Origin of the sequence: Rhizobacter sp. SG703, from assembly GCF_012275445.1 — a bacterium.
Lineage (GTDB): Bacteria > Pseudomonadota > Gammaproteobacteria > Burkholderiales > Burkholderiaceae_C > Rhizobacter.
In genome coordinates this window covers 84,120-109,202 of the sequence record NZ_JAAZQK010000003.1, presented here as the reverse complement: position 1 = coordinate 109,202, position 25,083 = coordinate 84,120, and the positions used below count along the sequence as shown (strand labels likewise).

At 67.1% G+C, this 25,083-nt stretch carries 24 protein-coding genes; 10 read left to right on the top strand and 14 right to left on the bottom strand.

The features are described from left to right. Positions 1-86 precede the first annotated feature (86 nt). The 3 genes from FHT26_RS06230 to FHT26_RS06220 form a co-directional block, all read right to left on the bottom strand. On the bottom strand, positions 87-719 hold the full coding sequence (locus tag FHT26_RS06230) for a class I SAM-dependent methyltransferase (RefSeq protein ID WP_168559295.1): 633 nt from the start codon (positions 717-719) through the stop codon (positions 87-89). 90 nt (positions 720-809) lie between these two features. After that, entirely contained in the window at positions 810-1,562 is a 753-nt protein-coding gene (locus FHT26_RS06225; protein WP_168559652.1) for a glucose 1-dehydrogenase, read from the bottom strand. A gap of 74 nt (positions 1,563-1,636) precedes the next feature. Continuing rightward, positions 1,637-1,786 carry a hypothetical protein gene (locus FHT26_RS06220; RefSeq protein WP_168559235.1) on the bottom strand — a complete coding sequence of 50 codons (150 nt, stop codon included), beginning with the start codon at positions 1,784-1,786 and terminating at the stop codon, positions 1,637-1,639. On the opposite strand from FHT26_RS06220, the gene FHT26_RS06215 reads away from it, so the two are divergent. Together FHT26_RS06215 and FHT26_RS06210 are read left to right on the top strand one after the other, a co-directional pair. Then, positions 1,718-2,308 carry a TetR/AcrR family transcriptional regulator gene (locus FHT26_RS06215; protein WP_168559294.1) on the top strand — a complete coding sequence of 197 codons (591 nt, stop codon included), beginning with the start codon at positions 1,718-1,720 and terminating at the stop codon, positions 2,306-2,308. The two genes, FHT26_RS06220 and FHT26_RS06215, sit on opposite strands and share 69 nt — an antisense overlap. Then, the gene (locus tag FHT26_RS06210; protein ID WP_168559293.1) at positions 2,305-2,589 is read left to right on the top strand and encodes a hypothetical protein; all 285 of its coding nucleotides are present in this window, start codon (positions 2,305-2,307) and stop codon (positions 2,587-2,589) included. Before FHT26_RS06215 ends, FHT26_RS06210 begins: the two co-directional genes overlap by 4 nt. A gap of 476 nt (positions 2,590-3,065) precedes the next feature. Here the strand turns inward: FHT26_RS06210 and FHT26_RS06205 are convergent, their stop codons facing one another. From FHT26_RS06205 to FHT26_RS06185, 5 genes are all read right to left on the bottom strand, one after another. Further along, positions 3,066-4,043, bottom strand: coding sequence for a Bug family tripartite tricarboxylate transporter substrate binding protein (locus FHT26_RS06205; RefSeq protein ID WP_168559292.1), 978 nt, complete (start codon positions 4,041-4,043; stop codon positions 3,066-3,068). A gap of 34 nt (positions 4,044-4,077) precedes the next feature. Beyond that, on the bottom strand, positions 4,078-5,262 hold the full coding sequence (gene tcuB, locus FHT26_RS06200) for a tricarballylate utilization 4Fe-4S protein TcuB (RefSeq protein ID WP_168559291.1): 1,185 nt from the start codon (positions 5,260-5,262) through the stop codon (positions 4,078-4,080). Beyond that, positions 5,249-6,655: an FAD-dependent tricarballylate dehydrogenase TcuA gene (gene tcuA / locus FHT26_RS06195; RefSeq protein ID WP_168559290.1), complete on the bottom strand. Its 1,407-nt coding sequence runs from the start codon at positions 6,653-6,655 to the stop codon at positions 5,249-5,251. The genes tcuB and tcuA overlap by 14 nt, the downstream gene beginning before the upstream one ends. Before the next feature lie 81 nt (positions 6,656-6,736). Further along, complete coding sequence (locus FHT26_RS06190; protein WP_168559651.1) at positions 6,737-7,663, bottom strand: LysR family transcriptional regulator; 927 nt, start codon at positions 7,661-7,663, stop codon at positions 6,737-6,739. A 628-nt stretch (positions 7,664-8,291) separates the two neighbouring features. Beyond that, on the bottom strand, positions 8,292-8,969 hold the full coding sequence (locus FHT26_RS06185) for a TetR/AcrR family transcriptional regulator (RefSeq protein ID WP_246867748.1): 678 nt from the start codon (positions 8,967-8,969) through the stop codon (positions 8,292-8,294). Positions 8,970-8,993: 24 nt separating this feature from the next. On the opposite strand from FHT26_RS06185, the gene FHT26_RS06180 reads away from it, so the two are divergent. The 3 genes from FHT26_RS06180 to FHT26_RS06170 are packed head-to-tail and all read left to right on the top strand — an operon-like array spanning position 8,994 to position 11,285. After that, a complete protein-coding gene (locus FHT26_RS06180; protein WP_168559289.1) occupies positions 8,994-9,905 on the top strand; it encodes an SDR family oxidoreductase in 912 nt (303 codons plus the stop codon). Next, positions 9,902-10,912 (top strand): alpha/beta hydrolase family protein, encoded by a 1,011-nt coding sequence (locus FHT26_RS06175; RefSeq protein ID WP_210427275.1) that lies wholly within the window; start codon positions 9,902-9,904, stop codon positions 10,910-10,912. Before FHT26_RS06180 ends, FHT26_RS06175 begins: the two co-directional genes overlap by 4 nt. A 13-nt stretch (positions 10,913-10,925) precedes the next feature. Continuing rightward, positions 10,926-11,285 carry a hypothetical protein gene (locus FHT26_RS06170; RefSeq protein WP_168559288.1) on the top strand — a complete coding sequence of 120 codons (360 nt, stop codon included), beginning with the start codon at positions 10,926-10,928 and terminating at the stop codon, positions 11,283-11,285. A gap of 467 nt (positions 11,286-11,752) precedes the next feature. Here the strand turns inward: FHT26_RS06170 and FHT26_RS06165 are convergent, their stop codons facing one another. Continuing rightward, positions 11,753-12,679 carry an alpha/beta fold hydrolase gene (locus FHT26_RS06165; RefSeq protein WP_168559287.1) on the bottom strand — a complete coding sequence of 309 codons (927 nt, stop codon included), beginning with the start codon at positions 12,677-12,679 and terminating at the stop codon, positions 11,753-11,755. A gap of 83 nt (positions 12,680-12,762) precedes the next feature. Here FHT26_RS06165 and FHT26_RS06160 point away from each other — a divergent pair, with 83 nt between their 5' ends. Together FHT26_RS06160 and FHT26_RS06155 are read left to right on the top strand one after the other, a co-directional pair. Beyond that, the gene (locus FHT26_RS06160; RefSeq protein ID WP_168559286.1) at positions 12,763-13,125 is read left to right on the top strand and encodes a MerR family transcriptional regulator; all 363 of its coding nucleotides are present in this window, start codon (positions 12,763-12,765) and stop codon (positions 13,123-13,125) included. A 132-nt stretch (positions 13,126-13,257) separates the two neighbouring features. Beyond that, positions 13,258-13,608: a nuclear transport factor 2 family protein gene (locus tag FHT26_RS06155; RefSeq protein WP_168559285.1), complete on the top strand. Its 351-nt coding sequence runs from the start codon at positions 13,258-13,260 to the stop codon at positions 13,606-13,608. Between the two features lie 150 nt (positions 13,609-13,758). Here FHT26_RS06155 and FHT26_RS06150 read toward each other — a convergent pair whose 3' ends face one another. Continuing rightward, a complete protein-coding gene (locus tag FHT26_RS06150; protein ID WP_168559284.1) occupies positions 13,759-14,670 on the bottom strand; it encodes a LysR substrate-binding domain-containing protein in 912 nt (303 codons plus the stop codon). A gap of 121 nt (positions 14,671-14,791) precedes the next feature. On the opposite strand from FHT26_RS06150, the gene FHT26_RS06145 reads away from it, so the two are divergent. From FHT26_RS06145 to truD, 3 genes are all read left to right on the top strand, one after another. Continuing rightward, entirely contained in the window at positions 14,792-15,544 is a 753-nt protein-coding gene (locus FHT26_RS06145; protein WP_349238100.1) for a substrate-binding domain-containing protein, read from the top strand. 21 nt (positions 15,545-15,565) lie between these two features. Beyond that, a complete protein-coding gene (locus FHT26_RS06140) occupies positions 15,566-16,549 on the top strand; it encodes a Bug family tripartite tricarboxylate transporter substrate binding protein (RefSeq protein ID WP_168559283.1) in 984 nt (327 codons plus the stop codon). Between the two features lie 106 nt (positions 16,550-16,655). Next, positions 16,656-17,669 carry a tRNA pseudouridine(13) synthase TruD gene (truD, locus tag FHT26_RS06135; RefSeq protein ID WP_168559282.1) on the top strand — a complete coding sequence of 338 codons (1,014 nt, stop codon included), beginning with the start codon at positions 16,656-16,658 and terminating at the stop codon, positions 17,667-17,669. Between the two features lie 30 nt (positions 17,670-17,699). Here the strand turns inward: truD and FHT26_RS06130 are convergent, their stop codons facing one another. From FHT26_RS06130 to alaS, 4 genes are all read right to left on the bottom strand, one after another. Further along, the gene (locus FHT26_RS06130; RefSeq protein WP_168559281.1) at positions 17,700-20,546 is read right to left on the bottom strand and encodes a hybrid sensor histidine kinase/response regulator; all 2,847 of its coding nucleotides are present in this window, start codon (positions 20,544-20,546) and stop codon (positions 17,700-17,702) included. A gap of 39 nt (positions 20,547-20,585) precedes the next feature. Further along, positions 20,586-21,758: a substrate-binding domain-containing protein gene (locus FHT26_RS06125; RefSeq protein WP_246867747.1), complete on the bottom strand. Its 1,173-nt coding sequence runs from the start codon at positions 21,756-21,758 to the stop codon at positions 20,586-20,588. A 165-nt stretch (positions 21,759-21,923) separates the two neighbouring features. Further along, entirely contained in the window at positions 21,924-22,352 is a 429-nt protein-coding gene (locus FHT26_RS06120) for a GNAT family acetyltransferase (RefSeq protein ID WP_168559280.1), read from the bottom strand. Between the two features lie 19 nt (positions 22,353-22,371). Next, a complete protein-coding gene (gene alaS / locus FHT26_RS06115) occupies positions 22,372-24,981 on the bottom strand; it encodes an alanine--tRNA ligase (RefSeq protein WP_168559279.1) in 2,610 nt (869 codons plus the stop codon). Positions 24,982-25,083 lie beyond the last annotated feature (102 nt).

Genomic DNA, 25,083 nt, shown 5'->3' with positions numbered 1-25,083 from the left:
CTTCACCCGCCATGCAGCGGTTGCGGTTCGCGGATCGCGATCATCGGGCGTTCGCTTGTCGCGGCAAAGCAGATGGTGCCCACCTGTCAGCGCTTCACGAACCGATAGGCGAAACGATCGGTCTCGCCCTTGATCGAGGGATCGAACACCTTGAGCGAGTGCTGGTCGTCACTTTTCGCGAGCAACGTACTTTCCGCGTCCAATATGAAGCCGGCCGCCTCCACCTCCTCACGAACGGATGCGGGCTCAATCCGATGCAGTGACCGCGCGACGCTCGTGCCCAGCCCGACTGCGGCGGCGTGGTCCACGATGACGTAGTAGCCGCCGGGCTTCAGTCGCTCGTAGACAGCTCGATTGAAGTGGGCCGCGGTCGCGCCCTTGGCCTGCATCAGCGCGGTGTGGAGATCGTGATAGAACAGATGCAGCCAGAGAACATCCGCTTGTTTCGTGACGTCCGGCATCGCCACGAGGTCCGCCGAGACGGCTTGCACATTCTCTCGGCCCGGCTCCGTCGCAAGCGTCCGCATTCGGCCGACCGGATCGTTCTTGAAGTGGGCGACTTCGGCCGGGACGAAGCTGTAGACCTGTCCTGCAGGCCCCACGATGTCGGAGAAGAGACGGGTCCAGTCGCCATCGCCCGGGTAGACGTCGATGACGGTGGAGCCCGCATCGACTCGTGCGAACTGGATCAACTCGGATAGCTTGGCTTGGTCGTACATCGGAATCTCCTTGACGGTTGGCATCTGACGAGCGCGCGGCGTGCGAGGGGGCGGTCCACGGCGGGTCCACCGTTGATCTGCGCCCTCGTACTAGACCTGCGCCATCCCTCCATCGACGGCGAGATCCACACCGGTGATGTAAGAACTCTCATCAGAGGCGAGGAACGCAACTGCCGCCGCGATTTCCTCGGGGACGCCTCTGCGGCCCATCGGGATCTGCGAAGTGAACTGTGCGACCGCCTGCTCGACCTGCTCAGGGGTAAGGCCCGTCGTCGTCGCCAGGGCCGGGGTATCGATTGCTCCCGGGCTCACACAATTCACGCGGATGCGGCGGTCCTTCAATTCCAGAGTCCAACCGCGCGCGAGGTTGCGCACAGCCGCCTTGCTCGCGGCGTAGGCAGTAAACCCTGGGAGCCCGAGCACGTTCGAGACTGAAGAGGTCAGGATTATCGAGCCGCCGTCTTTGAAGAGGGGAAGGGCCTTCTGCACCGTAAAGAACAGCCCCTTCACGTTCACGTCAAAGGTCTGGTCAAAATGCGCCTCGGTAGCTACCGCGACCGGCGCGATGGTCCCCGCGCCCGCGTTCGCGAAGAGGACGTCGATGTGACCGTGTTTTTCTTTGACGACGGCATAGAGCCGGTCCAGATCTTCCAAGCGCGACACGTCGCCCACGACCGTCGTGACGTTTCTCTTGATGGAGGCAGCGGCCTCCACCAGCTCTTTCTCTCGTCGCCCAGTGATCACGACGTGTGCACCTTCTTCCACGAAGCGCTTGGCGGTGGCCAAGCCAATCCCGCTGCTCCCGCCCGTGATGACTGCAACCTTACCTTCTAGTTTCTTCACAATCTTGGCCTTTCGTTTGTGATTTGACTCAGCGCCGCTGTTTCGATTGGCACGAAAGCGCTGTACCATTTGGATCACCGATCCAGATCCAGATTCACGGCATCCGAACCAGTGATCCAAATATACGGATCAGTGATCCGTTTGTCAAGGAACCTATGCGAGCCGACGCCCAGAAGAATCGAACCCATCTCCTTGCGGTTGCGCGAGAGGTCGTCGCCGAGCACGGTGTCAACGCGTCCATGCGCGACATCGCGCGCCGGGCCGAGGTCGGATTGGCCACGCTGCTTCGTCATTTCCCGACGCGGGAAGCCTTGTTCGAAGCGCTGTTGTGCACACACCTGGACGCATTGGTGCAGACGGCAGACGGACTCGAGAAGTCGGATGCACCCGGTGAGGCGCTCGTTTCATGGTTCCGCGAATGGATGGCGTTCGCGCAGAGCTATCGAGGCGTCGTCGCCATGATGGCGGCCGCCCACACGAACCCGGAGTCCGCTCTCTATGCCGCGTGTGCAGCGGTGCACTCAGCCAGCGCGCGCCTGCTGCTTCGCGCACAGGCCGGCGGGCAGGCGCGCACCGACATGAATGGGGACGACTTGTTCGGCCTGATGTCGGCGCTCGGTTGGCTTGTCGACCTGCCGGCGTTCGCTCCGCGGGCCGATCATCTGTCCCACATCGTCGCCAGCGCCATCCTGCCGAATCTGCCGGGTCACGGTGTCGCCAAGCGACCTGCCAAGCCCGAGCGGTGAGGCTTCGCTACGCCGGCCCCGACGTGTCCACCCGCGCTGCCCACGCCGTGGCCTGCGGGTCGATGTACTCGCAGATCGTCGCCGTCGTGTCTTCTCCGTCAGGCGCGAATCGGATCGTGCGCGACCCGATTCGAGCGTCGTTTCCTCACTCGAACGTCACCAGGTCCTTGAAGATCAGGCGACCCCAGCTCTTCCGGCGTGACTGGGGAGCCAAGAACGCGGCGGAAATGGCAGGCATCTTCGCGGAGCGCGACAGCCTGGTTCAGCACGAAGCCGAATGACCGGTTCGATGTCACGCACCTGAAGCAGCAAGAGGCAGCAACGGGTCGATAGCTCCGCTTCGCGTCTCTCGCGAAATGCGAAGCGGAGCTATCGAGCCGTTGCTGTCGGCCACCATCCACAGCAGCGGCCCGTCGCTGACGGCAAGTACCGGCTCATTACTGCCTGTTGCGGCTGGGTCGGACAGCGGACGGTGAAGCGGCACTACCGACCCCTATGGGGTGCACGTCCACCCGCTCGAGCGGACATCCGGGGTGTGTCGGCATTCAGCTGCGTCAGGGGTGATGCCAATACAGGCAGCTGAGTCGGTGCGTGTTCTGCGCCCGTGCGGCGGTTCATGTTCGGCCCGAGTGCGTGCAAAGGGCTTGCGCGGCCAGCTGGCGGGCGAGCAGATCGATTCGGAAACTGTGGTCGGCATCGCTGACCTTGCGGCCGTCATGGAAGCTGTGATTGATCAGACCTGGCCCTCAGGTCCGCTTCAGTTGGCCGTGATCTTGCGTTCCCGCACGACGGTGCTCCACTTCGCGTCTTCTTTCTTCATGAAGGCCCTCAACTCGGCGCGCGTCGTGGGCTGCGGGGTCAGCCCGTGCTTATCCAGCGCGTCCTTGACGCTCGGGTCGTTGAGCACCTTCACGATCTCGACGTTCCAGCGATCCAGAATCGGCGTGGGCGTCTTGCCCGGTGCCACGAAGGCATACCAGTTCAGTGCCTCGAAGCCGGGGTAGCCGGACTCCGCGACCGTCGGGATGTTGGGCATGTAGGCCGGACGCGTCGGACCCGTGGTGGCCAGCGGGACGAGATTTCCGGCCTCCACGTGCGGCAGCGCAGTGGGCGGCGCCGAGAAATAGGATGCGATGCGTCCGCCCAGCAGGTCCTGCAGGGCCGGCGCGCCGCCCTTGTAGGGCACGTGGGTCATCTCGATTCCGGCGCGCTGGCTGAAGAGTTCGCCCGCCAGGTGAGATGCCGATCCCGCGCCGGTGGAGGCGTAGTCCAAGCCACCCGGCTTCTTCTTCGCCAAGGTCACGAACTCGGCCAGCGTCTTCGCGCCCACGCCTTTGTGGACCACCAGCACGTTGGGGAAGTTGACGCCACCCGACACCGGCGCCAGATCCTTGAACGGGTCGTAGCTGACCTTCATCACGTGCGGAGCGATGGTCAGCGGGCCGACCGAGCCGAACAGCAGCATCGTGCCGTCGGCCGGACCGTTGGCCACCTGCTGGTGCGCGATGTTGCCGCCGGCGCCGGCCCTGTTGTCGACGACAACGGTTTGGCCGATGTTCTCGCCCAGTTTCTTGGCGATCAGGCGGGCCGCTGCATCGGCCGCGCCGCCGGCGGCAAAACCCACGACCAGCGTGACCGGCTTCTTGGGTGGGAAGTCCTGTGCATGGCTAGGGCCGCTCAGCAACAGCGCAGCGAAAGCTTGCGCCGTGGCGTGCAGCAGGTGGGATTTGTTCATCGCGGATCTCCGGAAAGAGTGTTGTGAGTGGTCTTCAGTCGGCCGCCAGACCGATCGAGTTGGGCTGGCGCTTTTCGATCGCATGCCGCAACAGGGCGGCGCTGCGGAAAATGCCGTGCCCGAACTTGCCGTAGGGCAGCGTGGCGAACAAGGCCATCACCGCGCCAAGGTGCAGGCACAGCAGCACGGCCAGGGCGGGCGTGCCGCGGCCCAGCCAGAGTGCCAGTCCGCTGGCGCTGGTGAGGAACAACAAGGCAATGAATCCGAGGTCCATCGGTCTTTGTACGGCGTCGCCATGCAAGGGATGGCGCCGGCGGTTCAGGTGCCACAGCCCTGCCGTGCCGATCATCAGGCTCACACCGCCGACCACGCCGAGCAGCTTGGGCAGGCTGGGCAGTTCGTAGGGCGCCGTCCAGCCGAACGCGTAGTGGTAGATCGTCGCCACGCTGGTCGCCGCAAAGCACAGCAGAAAGCCATAGAAAGTGAAGTGGTGGAAGCGCCGGCGCGCGAGGGTGAAGGCGTCGTCGTCGTTGTTGCAGCCCATACCATGGCCACCGTCGAGGTACTTCAGGCGCAGCACCGCGTCCGTGGCCTCCGCAGCCGCGCGTCCGCTCAAGGATGCGCCGCTGGTGGCAGGCGTGACGTCTCGCCAGAAGCCGCGCACCCCCATCGCCAAGGCCAGGGTTGCGAACAGGAACACCGGCACGAACAAGCCGACCAGAAGGTTGTGAGGGAACAGGTTGTAGAAGTTGCCGCCGGGCTGCCCGCCCCACAACGTGCCGTTGACGGCCACGGCCAGGATCAGGAACAGTGCCAGGCCCGTGGCCAATGCCAGCGACAGCGTCAGGCCGTTGCGCTGGTACAGCGCGCCCAGGGCCGGTGGCCACGCGTAGTCGACATAGGTCTGGCCACGCACCCGGGCCATCGCCTGCGGCACGTTCACAGCAAACTCGTGCGGCGGCGCGTACTGGCACGCATGCAGGCAGGCGCCGCAGTTGTGGCACAGGTTGGCCAGGAAGTGGATGTCGGCCTTGCCGAACTCCAGCCGCCGCGTCATCGCCGGGAACACCGCGCAAAAGCCCTCGCAGTAGCGGCAGGCATTGCAGATCTGCATCTGGCGGCCGACCTCGGCCTCACGGGCGCTGAGGATCGGTATGACCGTGCGGCTGCCGGCGGCAAGCGCCACCGCTTCGCGGGCCAATGATTCAAGCTGCTGCATGTTCGAACTCCTTGCGTGCAGCCAAGGCCGCCTGCGTGCCGGCGATGCGGCCGAATGCGGTGCCGATCGACATGCCGACCCCTGCCGTGTAGCCCTGACCGAGCACGTTGCCGGCCATCATTTCGCCGGCGACGAACAGATTGGGGCTGGGGCGGCCACCGAAGTGCACGGCGGACTTGTCGTTGACCTTGAGGCCCAGGTAGGTGAAGGTGACGCCGGGCTTGAGCGCGTAGCCGCAGTAGGGTGGCGTATCGATCGGCCGTGCCCAATGGGTCTTGGCGGGTGTCAGCCCCTCGGTACGGCAGTCGTCCAGTGCCGTATGGTCGAAACTGCCGGGACGGCAGGCGGCGTTGTATGCCTCCACGGTGTGCACGAAAGCCCGCTCGGGCAGACCCAGCCTGCTGGCCAGTTCCGCCAGCGTGTTCGCCGTGACACCGGCAAAGACCGGGGGCATGAAGCGGCCGATCGCCTTCTGGTCGATGATCGAGTAGCCGATCTGGCCGGGTTGCTGTGCCACGAGACGGCCCCAGATCGCATAGCGCTTGGGCCAGAAGTCCTCGCCCTCGTCGTAGAAGCGCTGCGCTTCGCGATTGACGACGACGCCGAGCGAGACACAGTCGATCCGCGTGCAGATGCCGCCGTCGTACAGCGGCGCGCGCGCGTCGATCGCCACCATGTGCGCCTGCGTCGGATCGCCAATCGAATCGGCGCCGGCCTCCATCATGGATTTGAGCAGCACGCCTTGGTTGAATCGCGTGCCGCGGATCAGGAAGTTGTCGGAGGGCCACTCGCCGCGCCCGTTCCGGCCCCAGGCCTCGCGCAGCCAATCGCGGTTGGATTCGAAGCCACCGGTAGCCAACACACAGCTTCTGGCCTCGATCCGCTCGCCGCTGGCAGTGCAGGCGGCGACGAAGCGATCTCCGTCGAGTTCGACCGACACCACCGGCGTGTCATAGCGGATCTGCACGCCCAGTTTCTCGGCACTGCGAAAGTAGGCGTTGACCAGCGCCTTGCCACCGCCCATGAAGAATGCGTTGGTGCGTGCCACGTGCAGGGCTCCCGACAGCGGCGGCTGAAAGTGCACGCCGTGCTTGCGCATCCAATCGCGGCAGTTCGACGAAGCGCGGATTGTCAGGCGCGCAAGTGCTTCGTTGGTGATGCCGCCGGTCACCTTCAGCAGGTCTTGCCAATACTCCTCTTCGGGGTAGGCATCGACCAGCACGTCCTGCGGCGCGTCGTGCATGCAGCGCAGATTGCGCGTGTGCTGCGAATTGCCACCGCGCCATTCGCGTGGCGCGGCCTCAACCAGCATCACCGACGCGCCGGCCTCGCGTGCCATCAGTGCAGCACACAACGCAGCATTCCCGCCGCCGATCACCAGCACGTCGAGCATCTGATCGTCTCCTCTTCGCATGGAGACGCACTGTAGGGACGCTCGCGTCGGGACGGTAGACGGCTCCAGGGCAAGTGGTGTTCAGGGTTCGTGAAGGGTCGCGCCGGGCCAGCGCTGCTGCGCGACCAGCCCGGCGGCCACCCTGCGAAGCACCACGCGCGCTGCCAGCGCGGCCGGCGACAGCTCGTCGTCGGAGAGGCTGGCCAACAGGTTGCGCCGCCGCGCGCTGCGCTCCGCCAGTTCGATGCGCGCCATTTCGTCGGCCGGCAGGCGCACCGTCGCAGCGCCGGGCTGGATGGTCGCCGCCAGTCCGGCCCGCACCGCGTCCATCAGCACCGCGAGGCCGTCGATCTCGAGCACGACGTGGGGCACACAACGCTCGCGTGCGAAAGCGGCATCGAGGATCGCGCGCAGCCCGTGCGTGCCGCTGGGCAGAACCAGCGGCAGACTGGCCAGCCGCGCGATGCGCACGCTGCGGCCGGTCGGCATGCCCGGCAGGTCACGCCGGCCTATCACGAACAGCCGTTCCTCGAGCAGCGGCAGCACGCTCCAGCGCCGGGCGCCATCGGTCTCGAACAGCACGGCCAGGTCCAGTTGCCGCGCGTTGAGCATGGTCGCGAGATTGCCCGACAGACTCTCGACCACGCGCAGCCGCACGTCCGGATAGCGCTCGCGCATTGCCTCCAGCAGCGGCAGCGCGAGCACGCCCGAAGTGGACGGAGCGAGGCCGATGCTGACGTGCCCGGCCAGCCGCGCCTGCCGTGCGGCATGGGCGGCGGCGTCGGCATGGCGGATCGCGAGCTGGGCCTGGCGGAAGAAGGCCAGTCCCGCATCGGTCGGGAGCACACCGGTGGTGGTGCGCTGCAGCAGCCGCGTCGACAACTCGCCCTCGAGGCGGCTGATCTGCTGGCTCAGCGCCGGCGTACCAACGCCCAAATCCAACGCGGCGCGGCCCATGCTGCCTAGCTCGACGATCCGGATGAAGTAGCGTAGCTGACGCAGTTCCATCGGGTCGTGCTCAGGCTGCCGCCGTGCGCGGGTGCGCTGCGTCATTGCGCGATGCCGGCTTCATCGCATGGAGACTGGACTTGAGGGAGGGCCAAGGCATCGATGAGAACCGATAGTTGAACAGTGTGCACCACGGCACATCACGCCGTGCCTGTCGAGCACCGTATGGCGTTGCGAACGTCGCAGCCGGGAGGTACATCAGGTAGCTCACTGACTCGAAGGTCCGTTGTGCGGCATGGTCACGAATGTCTGTTCGTAGCCGGGACTTGCGGTCCGCGACCTGCTGGTCCTCACGGCGCTGAACGGCAGATGGGGGCGGGATGCCGAAGATGAATGGCGGCTTGCGAGCGGGGACGCGTCCGGCAGCTCATGGCCGACTGTGCCCATTCGTCGATCGCCCTGAAAGCGGTCGCCCAGCGATCAAGTGGCGCAGAGTACCAACTACTCAGGAAATCCAACGGATTTCGAACAGTTCAAGACCGCACCGATCCGCCCCGAATCACTCTCACGCGATGATCACTCGGCGCAACGCTCACCCCTGTGCAGAGGTGAGCGGAGTCGTCCTCGCACAGGAAATGCCGTCGGCGTACCGTCATCATACGAATACCGAATGCGGCTGCATCGGACTTCAAAGCTCGGACTTCAGGCTCTCGAAGGCCTCCCGCAGCACCTTGGCCATCGGCTTGCGCGGGCTGGCCTGCTCGTTCCAGGTCTGCGTCGTCAAGCGCATCGCGCCCATCGAGACCATCGCCACCATGCGCAGTGCCGTGCGCCTCTCCGGCTGGCGCCAGACCTCGCAGAGCTGTGAGAAGAGCACCTGCTCCTGCTCCGCATAGAAGGCCTGCTTGCGCGACTGGAGCGTGGCACTCGACCGCATCACCGCGTCGATGGCCACCATCTCTTCGGTCGTGTAGCGAGCCATGTGCTTCACCATGATGTCTCGCACCGCGTCCAGTGGCGGCACGTCCGGAGACGTCTCCAACAGGTCGTCGTAGATCGCTCGCCAATGCACGTCCTGCGAGAACAGCAGGATGTCGTCCTTGGATTTGAAGTACGAGAAGAACGTGCGCCGGGAGATGCCCGATTCGGTGGCGATGACGTCGAGCGTCGTGCCCTCGAAGCCATGGGCGAGAAACAGGCGCAGCGCGGTTTCGGCGATGCGGTGGCGAGTCTCGCGGCGCTTGCGCTCTCGCACGCCTTCAGCAGACGCGTCATCCGCGGGGTGGGAGGTTCCCGACATGGAAAGGCTCTTGTGTTTTCGCACCGAGTGCAGTACAAATTGCACCCGGTGCAGGTTTTTCTGCATTCAGGATACTACGAACGAGGACCCATGGCTCACTGGACAGCTTCCGACATTCCCTCCCAGCAAGGCCGCACGGCGGTCGTCACCGGTACCGGAGGCTTGGGCTTCCACGACGCACTGGAACTCGCTCGCGCCGGCGCGCGAGTCGTCATCGCCGGGCGCAACCCGCAAAAGGGCGCTGCTGCCGTCGAAGGAATCAGACGCAACGTCGCCAAGGCCGACGTGCGCTTCGAACCCATGGACCTCGCGAGCCTCGAGTCCATCGAAGCGTTCGCCGCGAGGCTGCGCGCCTCGCAGGGCAGCCTCGATCTGCTCATCAACAACGCTGCCGTCATGGCGCCGCCCCGGCGCAAGCTGACCGCGAACGGTTTTGAGCTGCAACTCGGCACCAACCACCTCGGCCACTTTGCATTGACGGCACACCTGCTTCCGTTGCTGCGCAAGGGCAGCCGGCCCCGTGTCGTGAGCCTGTCCAGCGTCGCGGCCCGCTCGGGCGCCCTGCACTTCGACGATCTGCAGTTCGAGCAGGGCTACAAGCCCATGTTGGCCTATGGCCAGTCCAAGCTGGCCTGCCTGATGTTCGCGCTCGAGCTTCAGCGCCAGAGCGACGCCAACGGTTGGGGCCTGCAGAGCATCGCTGCGCATCCGGGCATCGCTCGCACGGACCTGCTGCCAAACGGTGCCGGACCCTCCAGCCCCGAAGCCATCATTCGCCGCTTCCTGTGGTTCCTGTTCCAGCCCGCCGCGCAAGGGGCGCTTCCCACGTTGTTCGCGGCTACCTCGCCCCAGGCCGAAGGCGGCCACTACTACGGCCCCGACAGACTCGGCGAGACGCGCGGCCATCCCGTTGCGGCCCGGATCCCGCCCCAGGCCTTGGCCCAGAAAGATGCGCAGCGGCTGTGGGCCGAATCGACCCTGCTTACCGGAGCCCGCTTTTGAATGCCGACACCGAGGCTCCGGCGAACCCGCAACGGCGCCGGCTCAATGCCCTGCTGCTCGCAGCGGCCCTGCCCCTGCCAGCCATGGCGCGGGCACAACCCGCCGCGCTGCCGTACCGGGTGATCGACTTCGATTGGGTCGATGCCCACCGCTCGCGCCCTGTGCCATCGCGCCTGTATTGGCCTGCGGAGCTGCCGGCCGGGACGCAGGTTCCGCTGGTGGTGTTCTCGCACGGCATCGGCGGTTCCCGGCAGGGCTACAGCTACCTCGGGAAACACTGGTCGTCCCAAGGCGTTGCAAGCCTGCATGTGCAGCACGCCGGCAGCGACGCCGCCCTTTGGCGCGGCAACCCATTCGGTGTGGTCGGACGGCTGCAGGCGGCGGCCCAGGAAAGCGAGGCCATGGCCCGGGCGGCGGACATGCGCTTTGCGCTGGACCGGATGCTCTCGGACGAGACAGGTCCCCTCGGGGCGGCCGTGGACCACCGGCGCCTGGTCGCGGGAGGCCACTCCTACGGCGCGAACACCACACTGCTGACGGTGGGAGCGCAGGTGATCCGCGAGGGCCGCACAGTCGACTGCCGTGACGCCCGCTTCTCGGCCGCCATCGTCATCTCTGCGCCGCCGTTTTACGGCGAGACCCATCTGGCCGCGGTGCTCGGCCCCGTAGCGGTGCCAACCGTCCACGTCACCGCCACCGACGACGTGATCGAGATCCCGGGCTACCGCTCGGGCGCGGCAGATCGGCTGGCCGTGTTTGAGGCCATCGGTGACCGTCGAAAGCTGCTGGCCGTTTTCCAGGGTGGCTCTCACGGCGTCTTCACCGACCGTGCCTTCACCGGCGGCACCGCGCTGAATCCCAAGGTGAAGGCCGCCACCGCCGAGCTTTCGCTGGCGTTCCTGGACCTGACTTTCCAGCGCGACGACGCCGCGCTCAGGCGATGGCGGACCGCCTGGCAACCCATCCTGGCCACGGCTCCTGAACCTGGCTTCCCGGCGCATGCCTGAACGAGAAATGACAATGAGCAAGTACTTGATCTACGCCACCTACGGTTGGCTTGCCCTGAGCGGTGCCCTGCACTTCGTCATCGATGTGGTTTCGCACGCGATTCGTGCCAAGCATCCGCCGGGGCCGGAGACGACGCTCTACTACGGCTTGAACACTGCGTTCTCGCTCGGGCAGGTGGCCTTCGGCTTGCTCGGCCTGTTCCTCTCCTGGCGGGCCATGCACCTCGTGACCGAGCCTGCAGTGTTGATCCTGACCCTGGCGGCAGGCCTGGGCTGGTGGGGGATCACCTTCCTGTTCATGGGCTATTGGGAGCCGAAACTCAACGTCGGCGTCTTCTGCGCTCTCGCGTTGGCAGCTCTTGTGATGCGTTAGCCGAGCGACGCACTCCCGGCCAGTAGGGGTCACTCGTTTGGCGGAACTGGTGGCCGATATTCGCGGGTGGCGTTGTACTTGCGCGCTGCTATGCACCTCGATTCCGAAAGGCAAGGCCATTGCCACATCTGCTCTGATCCGCTCCCTCGCCCGGCTCGCAATTGCAATTCCGCTGGGCCTGGTGCTCGGCGTTCCGGTCGCGTTCTGCGGATTGGTGTTCGGCGCCATGGCCGCGTTGTCGGCGCTGGGCATCCTCCTGCTGGTCCTGACAGCATGGTGCTGCATTCCGTTGCTTGAATTGCTTGGGAAACCTCTGGACAGGTTCCCAAGAAACGAGGGATCGAGTCCGGCGCCGTCTGATATGGAAGGTAGGTGGCTCCGTTCAGTTGAAGCAGCCGGTCGGTCTTTGGCAGAAATGAGATCTCCATACGCCAGGGATGCGTTCGCCGGGCGGGCTCGTCGGGCATTCAGTGATTGGCGGGATGCGCGTTCGCGATGAACCCGACCAGGTCGTCATTGAACGCCTGTGGCGATTCAAGAAATGGTGCGTGCCCGGTGTCGGAATAGAAGATCGTCCGGATCGAAGGATTGAGTTGTTGCGCGCGCCTGGCGCTGGCGTTGGCATGCACCAGGGCGTCCTGCTCGCCATAGATCTGGAGCATTGGCTTACGAACAGCCTGGAGCCCCTTCGCCGCATCGACCGTCATGCGGTGCACGACACGCTGCATGTCGAACGATGCCAGCGCGGCATTGGCGAGCAGCCGTTGGACGGTTTCATCCGAGGGCTGGCGATGGAAACACAGCGCGAGAAAATCGCGTTCCGCATCGAGACGCGTGCGCAGGTCGAAGGAACTCATGTCTCGATAGACCTCGGGATGCGGCTGGATCTGTGCCGCGTCCAGTTCGATGACACCGCCCACATACACCACGCCGGCGACGTTTGCATCGCCGTACTTCGCCAGGTAATTGGAAATCACGGCAGCGCCCAGCGACCATCCGACGAGCACGGGCCGATGGGCCTTCGACGTGCGGATGACCGCGTCCAGGTCGTCCGCCCACCGCAGCCCGTCGGTGTACATCTGCGACGCCGAGGGACGACCGGACTGCCCATGGCCCCGCAGGTCGTAGGTGATCAAGCGGTAGCGCTGCAGCGCCGGGCTGTCGATCTGCGCTTGCCAGCTGAGGTGGCTACCCAACAGGCCGTGCACGAAGACAACAGGCTCGCCACTCGGGTCGCCCGCCTCCTGGATCGACAAACGTACGCCATCCGCGGAGGCGGCCGTGTAGTGCTTCGAAGGGGTCTCAGCCCACGCGGGATTGATCGTGGCCACTGCGAGGGCCAGCAAGCAGGCCACGAGCAAGCGAGATAGCATGCCGAACGGCACGAGGGTCATGGAGTAGCTCCTGATGAGATGAAGGGCGCTGACTGTCGAGCCTCACGTCCGTGTCAGGGTCAAGCCGTCGCCATCAAATCCTCATGAAGCCTGTTGGATTGCTCACCATCGGCGCGCTGTCCCGCCTCACCGGTATCAGCGTGCGCGCGATTCGTCATTACGACGCCCTGCGCCTGCTGAAATCTTCGCGCGCAGAGAACGGCTACAGGAAATTCGAGTCCGATGCAGCTGCGCAGGTGCGCCAGATCCAGAGGCTCCTGGCCGCCGGGCTGAGCCTTGACGAGATCCGGACCTTCCCCGGCTGCATGCTGCTGATCGAAGGCGCCTCACCCTGCGAGCAGACCCTGTCGACGCAACGCGAGCGGCTGGCCCTCATCGAGACGCAGATCGACGATCTGGAACGCCGGCGCGCGCGATTGCGCGAGATGTTGGGCGACAACGGCTGAGATCCGGGATGGCCAGTGCAGTTGCTGCAATCATCGGCCATCGCCGACCGCCGCCATGCCCCGAAGGCTGCCGTGGATTGATGAACTGCTTACAGTGCCATGCCGCGACCCACTCTTGCGAGGAGATCACGCATGCCCGAAGCGCCCAAGACCACGCTGGAAAAGATGAATGCCGCCATCCTCAAGCTCGACTTCGATGCCGCCCTGGCGTTCTGCACGGACGACACGGCCTGGACCTTCGAGGGCGACCAGGTGCTCACGGGGAAGCAGGCGGTCCGCCAATGGATGCTGGAAAACTACAAGGAGCCCCCGTCCTTCACGCTCCAGCGCACGGTGGCTGAAGGCGACTTCCTGGTCGCGCTCGGCGAGATCACCGTGCCGGATGCGCACGGAAAGGCCGTCCTTCACAACTACTCGGACGTCTGGCGCCTTCGCGACGGGCTGTTCGCCGAGCTGCACGCCTTCGTGGTGAAAGCCCTTTAGCCGGACACCTATCGCAGCGCAGGCTCCCAAACGGGAAGATCAGTGGGCGGGGAAGACCTCGAGTCCGCTGTCGCTGATGCGGGCACCGTGTCGCGGAAACACAGCGGTGCGACCATGAACGACTGACGCGCCGGTACGCAACCCGGCTCGCTAACGATGGGCGAGCCGCGTACCAATCATCGCTTTGAGCTGATCGTAGAAGCGCTGCGCCACGGGTTTGAGGCGCCCGCCTTCCAGACTCAGCAAGCCAATGCGACGCGTCGGGCTCGCGTCGGCGATGACGACTCCCTTGAGCACCGCATGACTGCGCTCCAGTGCCATGGAAGGGACCATGCCGATACCGAGCCCGGCTTCCACCATGGCCAGCAGCGTCGCCACGTGGCTCACCTCCAACCAAGGCTGAGGCGGGCGCCTCTCCTCGTCGAAATATTCATCGAGCACTTGCCGGTTCCTGCTCGTGCGTGCAAGCGAAAGCCAGCGCTCGTCGGCGAGGTCCGCGAGAGACACGCGGCGCCTGCGCGCCAGCGGATGATCGCGGCGCAGCGCCAGCACGTAAGGATCGTCCCAAAGCGCTTCGAACGTCAGTCCCCCGTCCGGCGCGGCGCGGAAACCGAGTCCGAAATCCGCCTCGCCGGACTGCACGCTCGCGGCGACATCGTTCATGCCTTCGTCCATCACGCGGATGCGCACATGCGGCATCTGCCTCGCGAACGACGCGATTGCCGCCGGCATCAGCGTGTTCGCGCCACTGGGCAGGCACGCGACCGTGACACGCCCCGCATGGCGCGCCGACATCTCGTTGATCCCCAGCACGGCCGCTTCCAGGTCGTCGAGCGCGGCGCGTGCGCGCGACAGGAACGCTTCGCCCACGCGGGTCAGACGCACCTCCCGCGTGGTGCGCTGAAACAGGCGCGCCCCGAGCAGTTGCTCGAGGCGTTCGACGCGGCGGCTCAGCGCGGCGGGAGACAGGTGGATGTCCTCCGCGGCCGCACGAAATCCCTGCCGGTCCGCGACGGCGACGAAAGCCTGCAATTGCTGCAGATCGAAATTGATGCGCTGCACGCAACAATTGTAGTGAGCATTGCACTTGTTGCAGCATGCGGCGAGGCAGATCATTCGGCCACGACAGCAACCAGGTACCGCCGTGCGACCCCACATCCCGCCTCTTGCCCGCAGCGCGTGCGTGGCATTGACGCTGACCCTCGCGGCCGGCGCAGCGCTCGCCGACACGCTCAACGTGGTGTCTTCCGGCGGCTTCGCGGCCGCCTACAAGCAGCTCGTCCAGACGTGGCAGGCCGATCCATCGCGCAGCGTGCGCTCCGAATGGGGACCTTCCATGGGCCAGACTTCCAACGCCATCCCGGCGCGGCTGGCCCGTCACGAACCGATCGACGTCGTGATCATGGTGGCCGACGCGCTGGACCCGTTGATGGCCTCCGGAGCGCTGGTCCCGGGCAGCAAGGTGGTGCTCGCCGACTCCACCATTGCCTGTGCGGTCGCTCGCGGCTCGCCCGCCCCGGACATCCACACGGTTGCGGGGCTGCGGGCAGCCCTGTTGTCCGCGCGCTCCGTTGCATGGTCCGACAGCGCCAGCGGCGAATACATCGAACACGAGCTGCTGCCCAAGCTCGGCATTGCCGAGCAGCTGCGCGGCAAAGGGCGGAAGATCCCCGCGACACCGGTGGGTGAGATCGTGGCCAGGCACGAGGCGGAATTCGGATGCCAGCAACGCAGCGAACTGCTCGCCGTCGCCGGGATCGACATCGTGGGCGACCTGCCCGATGAAGTGCAGCGCGTGACGCAGTTCGCCGCGGCGATCGTCGCCTCGAGCGAGCACCAGCAAGAAGCGCGGGGCTTCCTTCAGTTTCTCGCCGCGCCGCAGAACGCGTCCGTCATCCGCGACACAGGCCTGGTGCCTGCGGCGCGCCAGAATTGACCGCCTCAACAGGAGACAGACATGAGCACGAACATCCGCCGCACCTTCCTGGCCTCGCTGGCCTTGATCGGGCTTGGCAACGCATTCGGCACCGCGGCTGCCGCCGACGCGTGGCCCTCGAAACCGATCACCATCATCGTCCCGTTCTCGGCGGGCGGAACCAACGACATCCTCGCGCGCATCGTCGGCCAGAAGTTGCAGGCCGCGCTGGGCAAGCCGGTGATCGTGGACAACCGGGGGGGAGCTGGCGGCACGCTGGGCGCTTCGCTCGCGGCACGGGCCGCGCCGGACGGCCACACCTTCCTGATGACAGCCATCGCGCACGCGATCGCACCGAGCCTCTACAAAGGCCTGACCTACGAACTCACTCGCGACTTCGACCCCGTCGGCCTGATCGGCACGACGCCGAACCTGCTCATCGTGCATCCGTCGGTGCCCGCGCAGAACGTGGGGGAGCTGATCGCGTACGCCAAAGCGAACCCCGGCACGGTGACCTTCGGCTCAGCCGGACCTGGAAGCACCGAGCATCTCGCCGGCGAACTGTTCCGCTCGATGACCGGGACGCAGCTCACGCACGTGCCCTACAAGGGCGGCGCACCAATGATGGCGGACCTGATTGGGGGCACGATCCAGATCGCGCTGGAAACCAGCCCGTCGGCAGCACCGTATGTTCGCTCGGGCAAGGTGCGCGCGCTGGCCGTCACCTCGTCGAAGCGGGTCGGAAATTATCCGGACCTGCCGACACTCGCGGAGGCAGGTTTGCGCGGCTACGAGATGACGACCTGGTTTGCACTGATGGCCCCGCACGGCACGCCCGCCGCGGTGCTCGAGCGCATGCACAAGGAGGTGAACGCCGCAGTGCACTCCGCCGATGTCCAGGCGCGTTTCGCGGAGCAAGGCGTGACTGCCGGCGACATGACGCCGGCTGCGCTGCAAGCGTTCATCCGCAGCGAGACCTCCCGTTGGGCGCAGGTGGTGCGTGAAGCCGGCGTGAAACCGGAGTAGCCCGCTTCGCAAGCGGCTCGATGGCAACTTCCGGCCGAACCGCGACATACTGGCCGGCTGGCCGGCCTGTCCCTGTCTCCGGCCGGCTGGTGCCATCAGACTGCCCATGACCGACGCTCCATACACGACCTTGCCGCAATGGCCCAACGCCTATGCGGCCAGCGGCGCCAGCGCCACCCTGAAACTCCGCAACGAGGATTTCATCGTGACCGAACTGCCGCTGCAGCTGCCCTCCGGTGAGGGCGAACACATCTGGCTGGACATCGAAAAGAACGGTGCCAACACCGCCTTCGTCGCCCAGCAGCTGGCCGAGGCGGCCGGCGTGCAGGAAAGGGACGTCGGCTATGCCGGCCTCAAGGACCGCTACGCCATCACCCGTCAGTGGTTCAGCATCTATCTGCCGAAGGGCGAGACGCCCGACCTGACCCGGCTTCAGCATCCGGAATTCAAGGTACTGAGCCAGAGCCGCAACGTGAAAAAACTGCGCCCCGGCGATCTGAAGGGCAACCGGTTCCGCATCGTGCTGCGTGACGTGACCGGCGACCGCGACGCCATCGAGGCCAATCTGAAGGCCGTTGCGTCACAGGGCGTGCCCAACTACTTCGGCGCTCAGCGTTTCGGCCACGACGGCGGCAACGTCGAACAGGGCCGCGCCATGCTGGCGCGCGAAATCCGCGTGCGCCACCCGAAGAAAAAGGGCATCTACCTGTCGGCGGTGCGCTCCTTCGTCTTCAATGAAGTGCTGGCGCTGCGAATTCGGCAGGGACTCTGGGGCAAGACCCTGCCCGGTGACGTGATGGACGAGGCGGGCCGGCCCACCGGACCGCTCTGGGGACGGGGCCGCGTGATCGCCACCGAGCAGGCGCAGGCCCTGGAAAACGGAGTGGCTGAACGTCACGCCACCTTGTGCGACGGCATGGAGCACGCCGGCCTGGATCAGGAGCGCCGCGCCCTGGTGGCGAGCCCGGCGGACATGTCATGGGAATGGCCGCAAGCCGATCAACTGGTGCTCACGTTCTCTTTGCTCGCCGGGAATTACGCCACGTCCGTCCTGAACGAAATCCTCCGCACCACGGAGCCTGACCGGCACACGGAGAACGAGTCTGCGGCGGCCGAATGAGTGTCCTCAGCTCGGGAACGCGGGGCTGATTCAGCTCGAACGGGGATCTGACCGCGGTGCGAGGCTCTCCTTCACCAGCGTCGCCAGCGCCCGCACCTGGTATTCGTTCGCGAGGCGCCGCACCCGGTCGGCGAACGGCCGGTAGCGCGCCTCGGCCTGCGCCAGGCGCTCGGCCTCGTCGCAGATCGCCGCCATGTTGCCGGCCAGCGTCAACCGGTGCAGTTCCTGCAGTTCATCGGCGGCCGGAATCGACTCCGGCGCCAGCGGCTCGCCTTCCGCCGGCGGCGCCGCCGCATCGCCCTCCCCGTCGCGGTAGAGCCAGGTCAGGTCGAGCAGCTCGCCCATCTGCCGCAGCAGGCTCTCGCGGCGCACCGGCTTGGCCTCGAAGCCGTTGCCGCCGGACGCGACCCACTTCTGCCGGTCCTCGGCCGTCACGCTGGCCGAGATCGCGATGATCGGCACCTCTTTCAGGCTCTCATCCGCGCGGATGTGCCGCGTGGCCTGCAGCCCGTCCATCACCGGCATCATCATGTCCATCAGGATCAGGTCCGGCTTCTTGGCCTGCGCCCGCGCGATCGCCGTCTGGCCGTTGTCCGCCTCGTCGATCTGGAAGCCGAGCAGCCGCAGCAGCCAGGCCAGCATCTCGCGGTTCTCGGCAACGTCGTCGACGATCAGCACGCTGCGCGGCGCGCCGGCATAGCCGATCGCGCTGCGCTCGACGCGCGCGGTGCCGGCCACCGTCTGCGGCACCTGCACCGCCAGCTCGAACCAGAACACGCTGCCCTCCTCGGGCACGCTGCGCACCAGGATGTCGCCGCCCATCATGCGCACCAGCTGCCGGCTGATCGACAAGCCCAGCCCGCTGCCGGCCACCCGGCGCGCCGCATCGTGCACCTGCGCAAAGGGCTGGAACAGCCGCTGCAACTGCCCGGCATCCATGCCGATGCCGGAATCGCAGACCTCGAAGCGCAGCCGGGCCCGGTCGTCTTCCACGCCGAGCAGCTGGACGATCAGCTGCACCTGTCCGTGGTCGCTGAACTTGACGGCGTTGCCCAGCAGGTTCAGCAGCACCTGGCGCAGCCGCCGCTCGTCGATCTCCATCGCATCGGGCAGCTCGCCGTGGATCTCGAGCGCGAATTCCAGGTTCTTCTGTTGAGCCTTGATGCGGATCAGGTCGCCGATCATCCCGAAGAAGCTGGCCGGGTGGACCGGCGCCGGCACCAGGTCGAGCCGCCCGGCCTCGATCTTCGCGATGTCGAGGATGTCGTTGATCAGCATCAGCAGGTGCTCGCCGCTGCTCTGGATGGTCTTCAGGCCGGCGGCCTGCTGCTCGTCGAGCGTCGGGTCCAGCCGCAGGATCTGCGTGTAGCCGAGGATGCCGTTCAACGGCGTGCGCAGCTCGTGGCTCATGTTGGCGAGGAAGGTGGTCTGCGCGCGCTGTGCCGCGATCGCCGCGTCGCGTGCCGCGGTGAGCTGCTGCTCGGCGGCGCGGCGCAGCGTCGCGTCGCGCACCACCAGCACGCGCAGCGCACCGTCGCCGCCTGCGCCCTCCTGCACCGACATCCGGCTCACCGACACCTCGACCGGGAAACGCCGCTCGCCGTGCTGCCCCATCGCGCTGCGCGGCAAGGCCTGCTCCACGTCGAGCGGCGGGTCCAGCTCCGACAGCAGGTCGCCGACCACGAGCCCCGCCGGCTGCGGCGCGGCCCGGCCGAACATGCGCTCGCCGGCCGGGTTGAGCTGCAGCACGCGCTCGCCGCGCACGACCAGGATGCCGTCGGCCGTGTGGTCGATGATGGCCGCGAGCCGCTGCTGCTCGATCTCGAGCGACGCCCGCGTCTGCGCCAGCTGCCGCCGGTCCTCGAGGAAGCGCTCGACTGCGCGCGCCATGCCGCCGATCTCGTCCTCGCCCTGCACCGGCACCGTCACCGGCTCGGTCATGCGCCCGTCCCCCGCCAGCGCCTGCGGGTGGTCGCTGCGCAGGTGCTGGCTCACCTCCTGCAGCCGGCCGATCACATGGTGGCCGAGGAAGACCCGTGCCACCGCAACGGCCGCCAGCACGCTGCCGATGAACAGCGCGAAGATCCAGCGCTGGTGGCGCTCGGACGCGTCGACCACCTGCTGCACCGCCTCGCGGTACGCGATGGCCGACGCGGTCGACCAGGTGCCGGCCGCCGCTCCCATGGCCTGCGACTGGCGGCTGATCTCGTCGCGCAGCCCGGTGATCATCCGCTGCTGGCCGATCAGCTTGTCGCGCATCGCGAACAGCTCGCGCACGTCGGCCGCCAGCCCCGGCTGCCGCGCCGCCGGGCCCATCAGCGCCGGCAACCGTGCGTTCAACGCCTCCAGCTCGTCGGGCCGCGTCGCGCCGCGCAACTGGTACAGCAACGCCAGCAGCGGCAGCCGGTCGGGCGGGGCCGGCGCCTCGGGCCGGCCGAAGCGCTCTTCCATCAGCGCCCGCCAGCGCAGCTCGGTGTTCAGCGAATCCTCGCGCAACTGCGTGGCCACGTTGGCCGAGTTGCGCAGCAGCTGGCTGGCCTGGTGCAGGTCGAGCACCACCAGGTCGCCATTGGTGGTGCTGATCTGCGTCACGATCGCATCGAAGTTGCGCAGGTGCGTTTCCATGCGCTCGAAGCTGCGGTGCAGCGCGATGCCGGTGTCGGCATGGATCAGCTGCGACGCATCGAGCGCGATGGTCGCGGTTTCGGCCACCAGGTCTTGCGCCAGCCGCACGCGCAGCAGGCGCTCCTCGGCCAGTTGCCGCGAGGCCACGGCCACCTCCCGCACGGCATACAGCGCAAAGATGCCGCCGGCCCCGAAGATCAGCGCCAGGCCGGCCAGCGCGAGCGCGAACTGCCGCCGAAGCGAGTGGGGCAACAGTTGGCGCCGCTTCACGGAGCAACCGTCCCGCGGGGGTCAGCGTTTCCAGATCCGCTTGTAGGCGTCGCGGTAGCCGTTGTCGGGGTCGTACAGCATGCGCGAGCCGCCTTCGCAGGCGATGTTCTCCGAGGTGACCAGGCGCGGCGGCGCGACGAAGCCGCTGGTCGGCTGGTGCGCGAACAGCCGGTTCAGCTCGTCGACCGTCTGCCAGCCCTGCTGGTTCAGCGGATCGGCGGCGGTCGCGGTCTGGAACGACTTGGCCGCGATGCGCAGGAAGGCCGACGAGCTGCCGTCGCCGCCGGAGATCAGCCGCACGCCGGCGCCGGGCTGCTGCGCGGTGATCAGCGCCGGCACCATGTAGTCGAAGTAGATGTCGTTGACGGCCAGCGCATGCGTCAGGCGCTTGCCGTAGCGCTGCAGCAGCTGGGCGGTGACGGCGGCCATGCGCGAGCCGGTTTCCTCCATGCCGACGTCCAGCATCTCGAGCACCTGGCACTCCTTGCAGGCGCGCACCACCTCGGCCATCGCATGCGCCTTGGTCATCGCCATCCCGAGCTTGGAGTCGGTGAAGATCACCACGCCGGCCCGCCCGCCGGCGTCGATGATCGCCTTCGAGGCCGCCATGCGCGCGACCAGCAGCGGATCGCTGGTCACGTTGGTGCGCACCGGCGTGCCGGCGATCGGGCCGGGCCACGGGTTCGCGTGCCAGCTGACCAGCACGATGCCGCGCCGCTCGAACGGCGTCAGGTCGTAGGGGCCGTAGCCCTTGGTCGACGAGCCTTCGAGCGTCAGCCCGCCCATCAGCGCGATGCCGTCGGGACGGAAGGCCATCACCTCCTGCATGACCTTGTCGCGGTTGGCGACGATGCCGCCGAGGTCGAACACCTTGACGTTCCAGCCGATCGCCGCGGCCGCCTCGCGCAGGCCCAGCGAGGCCGCCAGCACGCCGCCGTTGCGCAGGTCCTCGATCACCATCGCGATGGACTTGCCGGGCTGCGCCGGCGGGCCGGTGTCGACGCGGGGCTCGTCGCCGCAGCGCACCGCCGACGCGACCACCTGCTGCGCTTCGGCCAGCGGTGCGGCGGGCCTGCCGTCGGCGGCCCGGGCCGGGCCGGCGGAGGGCGGTGCCGCGAGCGCCGCGGCGGCCACCATCACCGGCATCAGGGCGCGCACGCAGGCGCGGATTTCGACCAGCGTTCGAATCCTCATGAGACACCTCCTGTCAAGGCAGTCCAGCTCGGATCGCCGGCGCCGCGAGATATCGCCGCGCGTTCGACAAGTTGCTTATCGGCTCTCGGCAGACCCGGCACAAGAGGGTCTGTCCGAGGGTCAAAATGTCAGGGGGTGCGGGCCGGTGGCGAGCCGCGGGCGCGTTCAGTCGTCGCGCTCGAGCCGCTTGCCCATGCTCATCACGTCGTCTTCGGAGAAGCCGAGGCTTTCGTAGAACGCGATCACCGCAGTGTTGCCGCGACGGATCTGCAGGTTGATCTTCGGGCAGCCGCGCTCGCGCAGCCGCAGCTCGGCCCAGTCGACCAGCGCGCGGCCGAGGCCGCCGCGCTGCAGCTTCGGCGCGACGGCGAGGTAGTTGATCCAGCCGCGGTGGCCGTCGTAGCCGGCCATCACGCTGCCGACCACCCCGCCCGCACTCTCGGCCACCGCGAACAGCTCGGGCTGCTCGGCGAACTTGCGCGCGATGTCCTTCGACGGGTCGTTCCACGGCCGGGTCAGGCCGCAGGCCTGCCACAGCGCGATGACGCCGGCCTCGTCTTCAGGACGGCACAGGCGCACCTGCCAGGTCACCATGCTTGCCAGTTCACCAGGCCTATAGCTTTGCCGCAACCCAGGCCTGCACCGAGGCCAGCGCCTGCGGCAGCTGCGACGCATCGGTGCCGCCGGCCATCGCCAGGTCGGCCTTGCCGCCGCCCTTGCCGCCGACCTGCTGCGCGACGAAGTTGACCAGCTCGCCCGCCTTGACCTTGCCGACGCTGTCGGCAGTGACGCCGGCGGCCAGCTGGACCTTGCCGCCGTCCAGCGCGGCCAGCACGATCACCGCGGTCTTCAGCTTGTCCTTCAGCTTGTCCATCGTGTCGCGCAGCGTCTTCGCATCGGCGCCCTGCAGCGTCGCGGCCAGCACCTTCAGGCCCTGCACGTCGACGGCCTGCGACACCAGCTCGTCGCCCTGCGACGAGGCCAGCTTGCCCTTCACCGCGCCGAGCTCCTTCTCGAGCGCGCGCACCTGCTCCAGCACCTGGGCCAGCCGCTGCGGCACCTCGGTCGGCGCGGCCTTCAGCGTGGCGGCGAGCTGGTGCACCGTGCCTTCGAGCGTCTGCAGGTAAGTCAGCGCGTTGGCACCGGTCACCGCCTCGATGCGGCGCACGCCGGCTGCGACGCCGCTTTCGCCGACCACCTTGAACAGGCCGATGTCGCCGGTGCGGTGCACGTGCGTGCCGCCGCACAGCTCGCGGCTGCTGCCGATGTCGAGCACCCGCACCGTCTCGCCGTACTTCTCGCCGAACAGCATCATCGCGCCGGTCTTCTGCGCCGACTCGATGTCCATCACGCGCGCCTGCGTGGCGGCGTTGGCGAGGATCTCGTCGTTGACTCGGCGCTCGATCTCGGCGATCTGCTGCGGCGTGACCGGCGCGTTGTGCGCGAAGTCGAAGCGGGTCTTCTCGGCATCGACCAGCGAGCCCTTCTGCTGCACGTGCGTGCCCAGCACCTCGCGCAGCGCCTTGTGCATCAGGTGGGTCGCGCTGTGGTTGCGCACCGTGGCAGCGCGCAGCTGGCCGTCGACGCGCGCGGTGACGGTGTCGCCGACCGACAGCTTGCCCTGGCTCATCACGCCGTGGTGGCCGAACACGTCGGCCTTGATCTTCTGGGTGTCCTGCACGCCGAACAGCGCGCCCTCGGCGCTCAGCGAGCCCTGGTCGCCGACCTGGCCGCCGCTTTCGGCATAGAACGGCGTGACGCTGAGCACGACGATGCCGGTCTGGCCTTCGAGCAGCTGCTGCACCGGGCTGCCTTCCTGGTAGAGCGCGGCGACGACGGCATTCTCCTCGAGGTGCTCGTAGCCGGTGAACGCATGGCCGGCGCCGGTGTACTCGACGGCGCGGGCCATCTTGAACTTGCCGGCCGCGCGGCCGGCCGCCTTCTGCTGTTCCATCGCGGCGCCGAAGCCGACCTCGTCGACCTCGACCCCGCGCTCGCGGCAGACGTCCTGCGTCAGGTCGAGCGGGAAGCCGTAGGTGTCGTGCAGCTTGAACGCGACGTCGCCGGGCAGCGTCTTCTGGCCGCCGGCCAACGCGGCGTCGAGGATCTCCATGCCGTTGGCCAGCGTCTCGAAGAAGCGCACTTCCTCGGCCTTCAGCGTGTCGGTGATGTGCTGCTGGTCGGCGGCGAGCTTCGGGTAGGCCGCGCCCATCTCGCTGACCAGGTCGGCCACCAGCTTGTGGAAGAAAGGCTTCTTCTGGCCGAGCTTGTAGCCGTGGCGGATGCCGCGGCGGATGATGCGGCGCTGCACGTAGCCGCGGCCCTCGTTGCTCGGGATCACGCCGTCGCTGACCAGGAAGGCGGTCGCGCGGATGTGGTCGGCAATCACGCGCAGGCTCTTGTTCGACAGGTCTTTCTCGCCGGTCTCGCGCGACGCGGCACGGATCAGCCGGTCGAACAGGTCGATCTCGTAGTTGCTGTGCACATGCTGCAGGATGGCCGCCAGGCGCTCCAGGCCCATGCCGGTGTCGACGCAGGGCGCCGGCAATTTCTTGATGCTGCCGTCGGGCTGCATGTCGAACTGCATGAACACGTTGTTCCAGATCTCGATGTAGCGGTCGCCGTCGGCATCGGGCGAGCCGGGCGGGCCGCCGGCAACGTCGGGGCCGTGGTCGTAGAAGATCTCCGAGCACGGGCCGCAGGGGCCGGTGTCGGCCATCATCCAGAAGTTGTCGGAGGCGTACTTCGCGCCCTTGTTGTCGCCGATGCGCACCACCCGCTCGGGCGGCAGGCCGATCACCTTCGTCCAGATGTCGTAGGCCTCGTCATCGTCGATGTAGACGGTGGCCCACAGCTTGTCGGCCGGCAACTTGTAGACCTTGGTCAGCAGCTCCCAGGCCCAGGTCAACGCATCGTGCTTGAAGTAGTCGCCGAAGCTCCAGTTGCCCAGCATCTCGAAGAAGGTGTGGTGGCGCGCGGTGTAGCCGACGTTCTCGAGGTCGTTGTGCTTGCCGCCGGCGCGCAGGCAGGCCTGGACCGATGCGGCGCGCACGTAGGGGCGCTTGTCGCTGCCGAGGAACACGTCCTTGAACTGCACCATGCCCGAGTTGGTGAACATCAGCGTCGGGTCGTTGGCGGGCACCAGCGGGCTGGACGCGACGATGGTGTGGCCCTTCGATTCGAAGAACTTCAGGAAGGTGTCGCGGATCTCGGAGGCTTTCATCCGGTTCTTTCTCGGTTGGCGGGGCTGGCTCGGGGGAACCGACGATTATAGGAAACGGGGGCATGGATGCGTGAAGGCGCGTGGGGGGAGGCTGTGGCGCCC

Bases quoted from the DNA above. Each gene is read 5' to 3' on its own strand.
- FHT26_RS06230 (WP_168559295.1), bottom strand. From the start codon at position 719: ATGTACGACCAAGCCAAGCTATCCGAGTTGATCCAGTTCGCACGAGTC.
- FHT26_RS06215 (WP_168559294.1), top strand. From the start codon at position 1,718: ATGCGAGCCGACGCCCAGAAGAATCGAACCCATCTCCTTGCGGTTGCG.
- FHT26_RS06205 (WP_168559292.1), bottom strand. From the start codon at position 4,043: ATGAACAAATCCCACCTGCTGCACGCCACGGCGCAAGCTTTCGCTGCG.
- tcuB (WP_168559291.1), bottom strand. From the start codon at position 5,262: ATGCAGCAGCTTGAATCATTGGCCCGCGAAGCGGTGGCGCTTGCCGCC.
- tcuA (WP_168559290.1), bottom strand. From the start codon at position 6,655: ATGCTCGACGTGCTGGTGATCGGCGGCGGGAATGCTGCGTTGTGTGCT.
- FHT26_RS06190 (WP_168559651.1), bottom strand. From the start codon at position 7,663: ATGGAACTGCGTCAGCTACGCTACTTCATCCGGATCGTCGAGCTAGGC.
- FHT26_RS06185 (WP_246867748.1), bottom strand. From the start codon at position 8,969: ATGCAGAAAAACCTGCACCGGGTGCAATTTGTACTGCACTCGGTGCGA.
- FHT26_RS06180 (WP_168559289.1), top strand. From the start codon at position 8,994: ATGGCTCACTGGACAGCTTCCGACATTCCCTCCCAGCAAGGCCGCACG.
- FHT26_RS06170 (WP_168559288.1), top strand. From the start codon at position 10,926: ATGAGCAAGTACTTGATCTACGCCACCTACGGTTGGCTTGCCCTGAGC.
- FHT26_RS06165 (WP_168559287.1), bottom strand. From the start codon at position 12,679: ATGACCCTCGTGCCGTTCGGCATGCTATCTCGCTTGCTCGTGGCCTGC.
- FHT26_RS06160 (WP_168559286.1), top strand. From the start codon at position 12,763: ATGAAGCCTGTTGGATTGCTCACCATCGGCGCGCTGTCCCGCCTCACC.
- FHT26_RS06155 (WP_168559285.1), top strand. From the start codon at position 13,258: ATGCCCGAAGCGCCCAAGACCACGCTGGAAAAGATGAATGCCGCCATC.
- FHT26_RS06140 (WP_168559283.1), top strand. From the start codon at position 15,566: ATGAGCACGAACATCCGCCGCACCTTCCTGGCCTCGCTGGCCTTGATC.
- truD (WP_168559282.1), top strand. From the start codon at position 16,656: ATGACCGACGCTCCATACACGACCTTGCCGCAATGGCCCAACGCCTAT.
- FHT26_RS06125 (WP_246867747.1), bottom strand. From the start codon at position 21,758: ATGAGGATTCGAACGCTGGTCGAAATCCGCGCCTGCGTGCGCGCCCTG.
- FHT26_RS06120 (WP_168559280.1), bottom strand. From the start codon at position 22,352: ATGGTGACCTGGCAGGTGCGCCTGTGCCGTCCTGAAGACGAGGCCGGC.
- alaS (WP_168559279.1), bottom strand. From the start codon at position 24,981: ATGAAAGCCTCCGAGATCCGCGACACCTTCCTGAAGTTCTTCGAATCG.